The organism is Halobacillus litoralis (assembly GCF_004101865.1).
Classification (GTDB): Bacteria; Bacillota; Bacilli; order Bacillales; family Halobacillaceae; genus Halobacillus; species Halobacillus litoralis_A.
Map to the genome: position 1 here is coordinate 80,521 of NZ_CP026119.1, position 12,437 is coordinate 92,957.

9 protein-coding genes are annotated in these 12,437 nt (G+C 36.2%); all 9 read left to right on the plus strand.

The window, feature by feature from the left end:
* Positions 1 to 480: 480 nt before the first annotated feature.
* The gene (locus HLI_RS21075) at positions 481 to 1,221 is read left to right on the plus strand and encodes a hypothetical protein (protein ID WP_128527041.1); all 741 of its coding nucleotides are present in this window, start codon (positions 481 to 483) and stop codon (positions 1,219 to 1,221) included.
* A gap of 482 nt (positions 1,222 to 1,703) precedes the next feature.
* Positions 1,704 to 1,985, plus strand: coding sequence for a hypothetical protein (locus tag HLI_RS21080; protein ID WP_128527042.1), 282 nt, complete (start codon positions 1,704 to 1,706; stop codon positions 1,983 to 1,985).
* 1,022 nt (positions 1,986 to 3,007) lie between these two features.
* Positions 3,008 to 4,315, plus strand: a complete 1,308-nt coding sequence (locus HLI_RS21085; RefSeq protein WP_164908652.1) for a replication-relaxation family protein — start codon at positions 3,008 to 3,010, stop codon at positions 4,313 to 4,315.
* The gene (locus HLI_RS21090) at positions 4,305 to 7,223 is read left to right on the plus strand and encodes a type IV secretory system conjugative DNA transfer family protein (protein WP_241656022.1); all 2,919 of its coding nucleotides are present in this window, start codon (positions 4,305 to 4,307) and stop codon (positions 7,221 to 7,223) included. Before HLI_RS21085 ends, HLI_RS21090 begins: the two co-directional genes overlap by 11 nt.
* A gap of 189 nt (positions 7,224 to 7,412) precedes the next feature.
* Positions 7,413 to 8,312: a hypothetical protein gene (locus tag HLI_RS21095; protein ID WP_128527044.1), complete on the plus strand. Its 900-nt coding sequence runs from the start codon at positions 7,413 to 7,415 to the stop codon at positions 8,310 to 8,312.
* A gap of 107 nt (positions 8,313 to 8,419) precedes the next feature.
* Positions 8,420 to 9,277 carry a hypothetical protein gene (locus HLI_RS21100; protein WP_241656023.1) on the plus strand — a complete coding sequence of 286 codons (858 nt, stop codon included), beginning with the start codon at positions 8,420 to 8,422 and terminating at the stop codon, positions 9,275 to 9,277.
* 12 nt (positions 9,278 to 9,289) lie between these two features.
* Positions 9,290 to 9,886, plus strand: a complete 597-nt coding sequence (locus tag HLI_RS21105; RefSeq protein ID WP_128527046.1) for an HD-GYP domain-containing protein — start codon at positions 9,290 to 9,292, stop codon at positions 9,884 to 9,886.
* A 282-nt stretch (positions 9,887 to 10,168) separates the two neighbouring features.
* On the plus strand, positions 10,169 to 11,671 hold the full coding sequence (locus tag HLI_RS21110; protein ID WP_128527047.1) for a hypothetical protein: 1,503 nt from the start codon (positions 10,169 to 10,171) through the stop codon (positions 11,669 to 11,671).
* A gap of 14 nt (positions 11,672 to 11,685) precedes the next feature.
* Positions 11,686 to 12,429, plus strand: a complete 744-nt coding sequence (locus tag HLI_RS21115) for an SAF domain-containing protein (protein WP_128527048.1) — start codon at positions 11,686 to 11,688, stop codon at positions 12,427 to 12,429.
* Positions 12,430 to 12,437: the final 8 nt, after the last annotated feature.

The window sequence follows — 12,437 nt, forward strand, 5'->3', positions numbered from 1 at the left end:
AAAGAATTACTTTACTCCTACCCTCTTAAAACTCTTGATCTAGGAGTTAAGAAGGTTGTTGCATTAGTACTTGTGTCCTGGGTATTATTGTTTCCACTTACCTTGTTTGACGATAATATATACAATTCAGTCTTGTTGTATTTTCCTCAGTCATTCTTTCTTATAGGTTTGGGCTTTTTATGTATTTCCGTAATTAAAAATTTCGAGGTTTCGCTAACCTTATTGTTGCTGTATATCTCTACTGAATTCTTTACAAAAGGAAAGTTTATTAATTGGGTCCATATATTCGTTTTTGAAGATAATCTCTATAATCAGACTCAGTACTTGTTAGATAAAGGAGTAAACACGCTCGGTTTTTCACTTTTATTGATTTACGTTGCCCACATATTTTTAATTGTAGACAGAAAAAAATAATCTTTTAGCTAATTTTGTTTAATATATTCCTTTTAAACCTCTTTATATAGTAAAGGAGGAGATAAGATGAATGTTGAGATAAGTAATTTACACTTATTGCAAGGAGAAGAAGAACAAAATAACAAGAAGGAGATTGTTAAGTCTGATGGCTTTATGTCTCTGGCCTCATTGGTGGATACTGAAGAATTAACTAACCTTTATCACGTTGGAGGGTTTAGTCTCGATCTGAAACAAGAGGATAGGCCGCAAGTTTCGGTAGTTAGCAATGAATTTGCTACACCTAATAATAAGGTGAGGTTTTTCTTTACAAAATCTATGAAGGACGCTGAAGTAAAAAACACTGCCACAGCACTAATCGTAAAAAATATCGATGGGGTTGAAGTTCTAGAAACTCACCAGAAAGTAAACGATAAAAAAACTAAGTTGCTCTCGATTTTAACATTAACAAAAGCTATTCGGGAGAAATTCAATAATGGCATTGAAGCATCAAAGCTAAGATTTGATGCTCTGAAAAACAATACCAATGAAGTGTCTACACAAGCTTTATGGGATGGCTGTATGCCAGGTGGTTACTTCTGGTGCGGTGGAGGATGCGGTTATCAAACTGGTAGCTCTGCAATTAAAAACAAAATTGATGGTTGCTGCTTAAATCATGATTATTGTTACGCAAATCATAGTACAGCACGTTGCTTGAACTGTGATGAGGACCTGCATGCCTGTGTGACCAACCCAATTAACAGAGCAGATGACCCAACAACTGCAGATTATATTGCTACCTACTTCGAATGGCATTGTTCAAGTCTTTAATCGCTTTTTAAATGATATGAAGAGTAAAATGAATTAAATTAATAGATTCTCCTCCTATAAAGTGGAGGAGAATCTATTTAAAGAAGAGTAAATTCAAAATAATTAGTTTTAACTCTAAAATAATGTATCCCTTTATTAGTAACATTGAATAGACCTCCCTTTAAGCTAAAACTTATAGGAGGTTATTTTTTCGTATATAGAAAATCAAATGTGAAGTGTTCTCAAGAAGACTATCTCCGTAGAGGTATTTAACAAGTAAAAAGAGCTACGGGAAAGCTGATTCCGTCGCTCTTTTTTACTGGGCTGAATGCAAATTAGGATTTTGGATTTTTGTTCTGCCAAGTCTGACTACATCTAATGTGAAACTTAAATAATTTAAAAATGTGATACATATATACTAAATTGTGGTTTTTTTGGAAAATAAATGTTTTGATGGTATAATGAGCACGAAATAATGAATGGTGAAATATTGGAGGGGTTTTATGCCGAAGTCGGTACCAGGAAAATTATCGTTATTAGTTTTAGTAGTATTTTTAATTCAAATAGTTTCTTTCACAGTCGCGCTCTCTACTAATTTCTTAGGAGCTATGCTTCAATTTATTACTTTTACCCCTTTCACAGCCTCTTTTGGTTTAATCATCGGGATAATTAGCTTTAAGAAAGAAACTTCTAATAAAATAGTTCCTATAGTTACAATTACTATCAGTGCTATATTTATATTAATTATGCTTATATTTCTATTTGGTTTTTCATTTGGTGGATAGATTTTCTTTGATTGAAGAACCATTCGTGAGATAAAGTATATGATGATGTCCCAGAAATCACATAATCAGATTTCTGGGACATTTTTGTTTTGCAGTTAAATAGAAAGCTGTTAAACATTCATAACATCATTCTAAGTCTAGAATTTAAAAGGTCACACAAATGAACTCTTTCCTTTATTATTCTATCTTATGGATATGACATATATATTTGGTGGAGCTATATTGCAATTTAGCGCGATCGAATGTAATACTGTCTATTTCAATACTATCTAGTTGTCTTTTCACTCACACCGCTACATATCGTTATTTTTCGGAAGTGATTATGCTGCGTTCATTAACTTTACAAATCGTTACTATACTGGAGAATCTGCTTCATATTGCGCAATATATATACATATAATATACATATAATATATATATATTATATGTATTTCTTGTGTTTTTCTTTTAGAAAATAAATGAATTATAGCGCGTTCAAATGTGTTTAAACAGGTTGCTTAGGGATATAACTGTTATTCTCCCTTTTAACTTAAAGCGATACCTAATGTTCACCGATCCATAGCGCTACGAAACGGTAGCGTTAATCTGATTGGTTAGATAGTTGCCTATAGTAGGACGTTCCAATTGATGTTTCTATTATCCTTTAAAAAACAGGAAATATTAGCTTGATTTAACCTTTTTAGACGGAAGGGGTATTCTATACATATACCTTTCCGTCTAAGGGGTTCCGCGGGACTAACACTTCCATTTGCTGATTTGAAAGTTACTTATAAGCTTTTTAAAGCCCTACAACCCCCTGTAACAGGACCTTTTAAATACCCTAATTTTCACCCTAAAATTATCCAACTATTGCAGTTCTATTTTGAACTAATATTATTGCTTAGTCACTAGTGAATTATTTCAAATGTCGTGGTATAATTCTGTCACATTACAATTAAATCTTATTCACGGGATGACCCCGCAAATAAATGGAGCATATTAACTCCGTTTATTTGCGGGGTTTTTTTATTAAGGAGGAACAAATGAAGGATAAAACGTTTTTTGTTAAAACTGGCATTAATGGAAGAGGAGTAGGTTTTAGTCATCATGAGATGGAGCTGCTCAAAGTTTTAGCTAATCAAAAATTACTTACAGGAGATTTAATGAGAAGGTATTATGAAACAGCAGTTCCTATTTCAAAGGATGGTATGAGGAAAAGGTTAGCTAAATGGGAATCTAAAAAGATAATTAATCTCCATGATATGACTGAAGGGAAAAACTATCGTTTTGGCAACCCTTATAAGAGGGTTACTATAGCAAATCGAGGCCTTAACTTTCTAAGAGAACATGGATATTTGGATGATGATGAATATGAAGATGCGGAAACATCTCTCATAAACATCGACTTTCAAGACCATTATTTTTGCACTCAAAACCTCGCAATCGAACTTATGGTAAGGCTGAAAAATAGAGGAGTAGACTTCGAGTCCATTAATCCTATAAAAGAATTTGGTAAGAACCGCATTAATGAAAAGATAGAACTTATTCCAGATTGGTTACTTAAGTCGAAAGACAAGAACTTCTATATTGAAACTGATACTGCAACTGAAACTCAATCAATAATAAAAAGTAAGGTAGAACGTTATATAAAAGTAGCTGAACTAGAACCAGAGTGTACTCATATTGTGTTTTTTAGTGTCATTGATGACAGTGCCGACACATTACACATCTATTCTGAACATAGAGAAAAAAGAGTGGCTAACATAAAACAAACTCTTTTAAATATGCCTGGGATCCATATGAAAAACTTACATGTAATCGTTACTCAACAATCAAGGTCGTATGATGTGGCTGAAAGGTCGCTGATTTCTCCATTACCCTTAACAAATGATTTCAGACAATATGAAATGCAAGTAGCAATCCTTGCTCTTGAACAAAATGAATCTTTTAATTATGAGATTAAGGAGCTTGAAATGGATGATTTTGTTTTTAAGGGACTGGAAGAAGAGTTTTATCCTGATGGAATATTTGAGATTGCTAACATTGCCGGTACCAAAAGGGACAATGTAGCTTTCGTTCATATGAATGAGGCATCAGCAAATAGTATGGATAGACTGAATATTCTTTCCAAGTGTGTAAGGGATAGCCGCTTCACTAAGAGGGTTGATAGAATCATAGCCTTCTATAGTGGTTCAGAAGAACTTAAAAGGGATGTTTTTGGTTGTGTTTTTGATAATGTACTCATTAGCTCACAACAAGATTGGGCTGAAGAAGGTAGAGGAGGAAGAGAACCTTCATTTTACAAAACTAAAAGTAATTACAGATTAGAGGTGACAAGTTTTGGAGAATGATGATAAAGAGTTTGTAGAAGAAAGAACCAACTTGCAACTCTTTTTAGAAAAAACCTATCACAAGATACCAGTTATCTTAACTGTTCTCTTGTTAGCTATTTCTTTTTTCTTATCTATACGTAGTGCAACTAATTACACATTATTGATGGTAGGACAGTTTCTAGAAAGCATTCCGGTTATTAAAATATTCGGAAGTCCGTTAAAACCCAGCCTACTTGGTTTAGTTATTATTACAGTCGTGTCAATAAGTACCTGGTTAATTTCTACAAAGGTAAAGTGGTTGCACCCTATAACATATAGAGTAATCATTTTCTTTCATATGTTCCTGGGGATTTCCTTTTATTACACATGGTTTCTGACCGCTCCTGTCTATAATCACATTGTTCCCTACTTTGGTGAGAGAGTAGAAGAAGTTGAGGTTGCTAATGTATGGCATGAAATATTAATTGGCAACCCGGGGAATTTAATGATCTTATTTGTCTTTGTCCCTACGATCGTTATAGCTCTATTTATGATTTGGTTGGGAAGTCAATATGCTCAACATAATATTGAGATTAAAGACGTTTTTCGAGAATTTGAGTATAAAAATCGGTTATTACAACGGTTTTATAAAATAGAAGATGAAGAGAAATTACCTGATGTGGATCTTGGCCCTGATTCAGAGACTAAGGAATTAATCACTCAACCTGGTAAAGATCGAACACTCAATAATGTCATCATCGGTTCCATTGGAACAGGTAAAACTGCTGCTCTCGTTCTTCCTATACTTAACCAGGATTTACACTGGATGACGCGTTTCATTAATGATTATTCGAGAGTAAGTAGGGATGATAATTTTGAGTCAGAAGAAGTAAGGGGGAGATATTTGAATGGTATATCTGTTATTGAGCCTTCCAACGACCTATGTCAAAAAACATACAAATTAGTACAAGCTCATAAAATTCCCGAAGAATCGGTTTTCTACATTGACCCGACTAATCCAAGCACTCCTAATATTAATCCCATGCAAGGCCCTGTAGATCAAGTTGCTGAAGCTTTTGCTATGGTCATTGAGGGATTAGCAGAAGGGGATGGAGGAAACTATTTCTTCCAACAATCGGAAAGGAACCATTTAAAACATTATGTGTATTTACTAAAGCTTCATCAACCAGACCAAGAAGTAACATTTGATATGTTGCTTGATATGTATAACAATCCTCAGTTAGTCAGACGAATGCACGTTCAGTTAAAAGAAACATTTCCAGATTCTATAGATGATATAGAAGACCGAGACGAAAGAAACCACTGGAAGATTGTTCAACAGGTGGACGAATGGTTTGAGATGAACCTTGTTCCTAAGAAAGAGAGAAATGGAACCCCGGAAAAGATTGTTGAAGGAGAATATCGCGGAGATACCGCTTACTATGATGCGAAGTCTGAGTTTGTTCAAGGACTCCGAAACATATTAAATGATATTGGTGCAAACAAACTAATACGACGCGTATTGTTCGGTAAGTCTAAGTTCGATTTTGACCGTCACCTTTCCTTAGGAGGCGTATTATTGGTTAACACGGCGAAGGGGGAACTCGGAAACCTTGCTAATGTTCTAGGTAAGTTAATCCTCTTAAGTTTGCAAAATGCTGTGTTCCGACGAGAACCAAACGTATCAAGCTTTCACCATATACTTGTCGATGAATTTCCTGATTATATTTATCGGCCCTTTAAGGAATTTCCTGCACAATCACGTAAATATAAGACTATTGTTACAGTGGTAGCTCAAACGGTTTCTCAATTAGCTGATAAATACGGGGAAACTTACATGCACACTTTGTTAGGTACGTTAAGGCATAAAATGGTTTACGGTGATATTCCGGACTATGATGCTCAATTATTCTCAGCAATATTTGGAGAAATGGAAAGGTTTGAAGAACAACAGAGTGAGCAGAACGTATCTCCATTACAAGAATCGCCGGTTACACGTTCTGGGAGCTCTTACACTAAAACGAAAGAAGCTATTCTTTCACCGAGTGATATTATCTTCCAGAAACAGTTCCAAGCAGCAGTTAAGATTGTACAGAATAATAGACCAATCCCAGTTAGACAAATTGATGCCAACTTTGTACCTCGTGATGAATTTACAGAAGCGGTTATAACTGTAGATGGTGAGAGTGGATCCTACTGGTTAGAAGACCGTTATTCTACAACCCAAGAAGATTCAAGGGTGATAGACATTACCGCTGAAGAGTTTATGGAAGAGACAGGGGAAGAAGGAGAAGATATAGCGCTGCGTGTCGCAGAAGCTGAAAATATGGATGAGAAGAGTATTGATTTAGAACCCCATTCTGACTTACCTCCAGGAAAAGTTGTATATAATTCTTCTCAAAGTAGGTTAAGGAGCAGCCACATGAGTCATAATGAGAATGTGCTCGAAAACCGCAATGTAGAAAGATATGGATATCCTGCTGTAAGAAGAAAAGAAAATCTGAACGAAGCGGATGATAAACAAGTCTTTGCTCCAGAATATTTAGATGGTTCGAATGATACTTCCTCTATAGAAATAAAGAGTGAAGAAATGGACACTACTGAAGAAGATAAAGATCCAAGTGTGGAAGATCTACAAGGTCAAAGAGAAGATGAATCCACCGCTTCCGCTTCCAGGGATGAAATAACCAGTGTAGATAATGCCTTAATAGATGAGGACCCTTTGAACGATATATTTGGAGCGGGAGGATCTTTTCCACCACAAGAAGTCGAACAGAGTGAGTTGTCCGTTAAGGAAGAGCAATTAGTAAATGAAATTGAATGCATGGTTAAAGAAACGGATGCCGAAGATGAAAGTGGGAGTGAACAAGAGGAATATACAAACTCTCAGCCTATGAATCAAAATGATTTAAACAGCTTATTAAAAGACTTCGAGGAAGAGAAATAGAAACTAATTTGCGCTTTTTGGAAATCTATTGTACTATTTTAGGTAATATCGAAGTGAGCAAAATGTATTAATACAATAGAATTATAGATAGTGGGACACCCCAAAAGTTTGAAATAGTGTATTTGCGCTATTTTTGATTTCGGGGTGTCTTTTTTTGTTTACTTCTATTAAAAATCTAGGAGGTTTATAATGTCCGAACTATTAAAACAGTCATGGAATAATGAAGAAGAGTTATCAGCGCTTGCTAAAATGCAACGAAATCGTGAAGTGGTGGAAGGAGTCGTTCGTTCCGTAGGGGTAAAGAAAATGCCGGTGGAAACCAATGGACGTATGGAGACAGCTGAGGTAGAAGTGGCTATTTTCTTATTGCCAGGTGGAGTGAAAGCATATTGTCCTGCGAACGAATTTTCTGACCACCAATATAGCTCCTTAATTGGTTTTGTTGGTACGATTCAAGAATTTATCATTGATCGTATTGATTTGGAACAAAAAGTAGCAATAGTAAGTGTTCGTCAGGCAGATGAAATGAAAAAAGATTTGTTTTGGGAAGAGCTTGATTATCTCGAAAAAAATGAAGCTTTTGACTCGAAGGTTTATGAGGGAGTTATATCTGGATTCAATCCTGAGAAAGAGAACATCTTCGTTCGTGTGAATGGTACAGATTGCTTCATGACAAGATATGATTGGGATTACGGACGCATTCGTGATTTGGCTTCTCAGGTAGAAAGAGGTACGAAGATACAAGTTAAGGTTCAACGGGTGGACAGAGAGAGAAACATGATTCATGTAAGCAGAAAAGCGACTTTCGAAGACCCATTTGACAAGCTTGAAGAGTTAAGGGATGAAGGGGCAGTTGCTGGAAAGGTTACAGAAGTACATCCTATTCATGGTATCTTTATCAAACTGGATATTGGGCTTGAAGTTAAGGGCATGAAGCCAAGAGACAAGGAAGAACCAGATGTAGGGGATATTGTTTCATGTAAAGTAAGAACCATCGACAAAGCTAAGCGTCACTGTAAAGTGGTCATCATTGGTTATCCTCGTGGGAAGAAGAAACTAAAAAATATAGGATCTTTCCTCTTTGAATAATGGCTAATGATACTTTGCAAAGCCAGGAGTTAGACCTTGGCCTTTATACCTCTAAGCGCGGGGAAGTGCCTTTTTGGGACCATCCTCACGCAAAGGGGTGCAAGTTCTTGCCGAAAAATTACAGACCACATGTGACCATAGAATCTGTTCTGTCTCTTTACATGAAAAGGAAGATAGACGATACAGACCTTATCCTTCTAAAAGTATTAGGTGATGCGGTATGCTGCAACGAAGACCAACTTCGCCGCTACCTATCTTCAAAGATTTCTCGTTCCTCCGTATCTAAGCGTTTAGACAAGTTTAGGCGTTATGGTTTAGTTGAGCGTTGGAAAGTACGCATTAAATCAGAGGACGAAGATGAAGCAAGAAAACCTCCTGCTCCATTTGTTTTGGGTATAGCAGGATACAAACTTTTGAAACACTATTATAATGATGAATTCTTTATGGACCCTAACAGATGGGATCACCTAGGAATCAGTGCCGTGCAAAGGTATGTCGCCATGAATGAGATTAGATGCCGTTTAATAGAAGCGAAGGCGGCTAAAGCATGGAAGTGGAACCCTAGTTTGACCTTCTACAAGAACATTCGAAATCCAATGGGAGCTGCAGAAATACGAACACCGAGGGGTAACATTAACTTTATTATGGAACGTCTGCAAATGAGTCAGGATTTTGTAGGGTTCATGAAAAGCAAACTTCACCAGTGGACCAAGGTATTTGAAAAACAACAAAACCTTTTGTTGGATGATATGCATGAACTTTTACCGACGGTCATCATATCCGCTTCTACATTATCTATGGGAGAAACGTTACATACCAATGTGATGTTGGATACCTTTCCCTTTAACGTGTGGGTAACTGTAGAAGAGGATATGGAATCGGATGGATTAGAAAATTCATTCTATCGTCCTGAAGGCAAAGAATTAAAACGAATTAAGTTGGATTTTCTTAGCGGTTCCTCGTAAGGAGTGATAAATATGAGTCAAACAATAATGGAACAACCAAACCCTACTCACACAATAGATGCATTGCTAGAACATGACTTTTATACACTGCAACACTCCTTGCGAGTAGCTGAATTACTCTACAATTTTGGATGTTATTTAGGATTTCGAAGAGAACATCTAAAGGAACTATATTACTTAGGTATTGAACATGACCTCGGAAAGCTTGATGTGCCTAAGAAAACTTTGAACAAAAAAGGAAAATTAACTTCTGATGAACTAGGCCCCATACTTGAACATCCTATAAAAGGGTATCAGATGGTGAAAAAAAAGGACTTGTATCCTCCTAACTTGCTAGAGGGGATCTTATATCACCATGAAAACCTCGATGGTTCAGGATATCCCTATGGCCTAAAGGCGAATAAGATTCCGTTATATGCTAGGATCTTGAGGATTGTAGATAGTTACGATGCCATGACTACAAATCGAAGCTATTCTAAAGCCCTTACTATAGATAAGTCACTAACGGAACTCCAAGTGTTCGGTGGTTCCTATTACGATGAAGAGCTAGTTAAAAAGTTTGTGAGTATGGTAGGAAGTTTACCTAAAAACAAATCTAAAATTAACTAATCACATATGGGAAAATACTCCATACTTTTATTGACTCTACCAAACATAAGTGCTACTATTATTTTTATAAACATCCTTTCTGAAAGTTTTTATAAACCTCAGAAATGGATTCTTTCTGAAGAAAGAATTCCCAGTCATTCTCACCCGGATGGCTGGGCTCCCAATTTCATACATTAACGGGAAGACCCGAAAAGATCATGAATGCGACATTTCTGTCTGCAATCATCATGGTTTTTTCGGGTCTTTTTTTATGTGAAAAACTTTTCTACGCGGAGTGAGCATATGAAAAAAGTCCTTCTGGCTATAGGTAATACAGAATTCAGTAAGATATTAAAAAACCATATTGATAGACATTCGAACTCATTTCTTCTATGTGATCAAGAAGTGATGCATCACCGGTATTTAGAAGAAATGATTGAAGTCAACGAACCGAACATTATCATAGTCCATGATTATTATTTGCCGACTGATGTGAATACGACCGAGGAGAGAGAATACGAGTGGTTAAACTTCGCTCTAGAACTAAGAAAGAAATATGAGGACACCATTCGATTGGTCTTTCTATGTGAGAGGGATAAACGAGATCCATTCCTGCACAACCTTATCAGTAACAATGTTTTGGACATTATTAATGATAACTCCATAGATATTGAAGGTCTTATTGAACAACTAAAAGACATTCCCAGATTTTCGAGAGTCTCTAAGTTTGTACATAATTCAAAACAAGCTTTATATGAGGATATATCGGAAACGGTTGAAGCGGAAGAAGTAGAGGACACTAGTTCTACACCTGTGCCAACGCAAAAAGAGGAACAAAGAAAGGAAAGTACACATAAGAAAAGAGACCGTCCTGTTGTTCAAAAGGTAGTAGAAAAAAAGGTTGTTAATAAACAGGTGGTTAAAAGGGATGTTTCAATTAATCTCCAGCAACAAGTCAATAAAGTTGTCGGAGTCCCTGTTGAAAAGAAAATTGTTCTGATAGGTAGTCCATTTAAGCGAAGCGGCTGCACATTTATTTCACACCTTTTAGCGAGAGAGTTGGCAAAAATGAATGTGAGTTCCACTTATATTGAAAGCCCGTATGAGGCTCCATATACATACGATCGATTCTTTGGACATGAGTTTACTAAGAATTACAAAAGCAAATTTTATCAATACATCAAGACACTCGACATAGGAGAAGAGTTAGATTTTGACTGGACGCATGATGACATTCAGATGGTAGCTCTTAACCCAACGGATGAGCCGACATATAGTAAAGATTCTTTACCGTTTGAAGTCTTCATGAAGGTTTTAATGTCTACATCTTCTACTGTAACCATCGTTGATGTAGGAAACCAATGGGAGAATGAAGTGTTTCAAGATATATACGATATTGCTTCTAACGTGTATATCGTCATGGAACCGGACATTAGCAACATTCAAATGCTTCAAGACCCAAACAGCTCTTTCCAGACATTTTGCAACAAGATTATGAAGGACAAGAAAACAAAGGTAATCGGAAATCGCTTTGAAGAAGGTTTGATGAAAAATGACCTAATCAATGAAGTGTTTGTGAATAAGCTACTCACATATTTAGAAGTGTTTCCATCCAAGGAAGTTTTTGATTGTCAGATGGATGGAGGTTTCCTTAACGATCATCCGAAGTATCAAGAAGGGATACACCGTTCCCTTAAGCCAATATTAAATGAGCTGCTTCCCCAAGAGTTTATAAAGAAGTTATCCAAGCAAAAAGGATTACTTAGAGGGATATTCAATAAGTCCATCACAATATCTAAAGATTAAACAGGAGGGTAACCATGAAACCACGTACGAAGATAATTTTAGGGATTTTCACCTCGTTATTATTACTTGCTTTAATACCGACTTACGATATCTTTCTGAAAGACAAGATTGACAGTACAGCGGTAGTAGTAGTGAAAGCAGATACAGAAATTAAAACAAATCAAACGATTGAACCCGAAATGCTCAGTATTGAAAGAAGAAGAAAACAAGATTTAGTAGATGACGTTGTATTAGCAGATGAAATCAATGATATCACTGGCAAGGAAGCTGCTGAATTATTAGTAAGCAATTCAATGGTTTCTAAGAAGATGATTGATTATGAACAAATGCTACCTAATCCGGATGAAAAAGAAGCTATACGTCCCATCGTAAGCGACATGATATACGCTAAACCAGGAAGTTTGCGTCGTAAAGATAATATCGACATTTATACAATTAGTGGGGATGTAACAGATAAAAGAATGGCGGAAACCAGCGAAGATACAGAGGATAATGAAGTATCGAGTGAAGATGTGAAGAAAGCTGAGAAAGAAGCCTTGAAAACTCCACTCCTCACCAATGTTCGTGTTGTTTATGTGAAAGACTCGGCAAACAATGAAGTTACTGGAGAAGACGGCAAAGTAGTTGCAAAAGGAGAACGATTGAATGCAACGGGTAATATTTCCGACTTAGAAGTGATTTTAAATGAAGAGGATTTCAATAAATTGATGAAAGCAGTTATTGAAGATAACCAAAAGCTCTATATCACTTATAACTAACAAGGAGG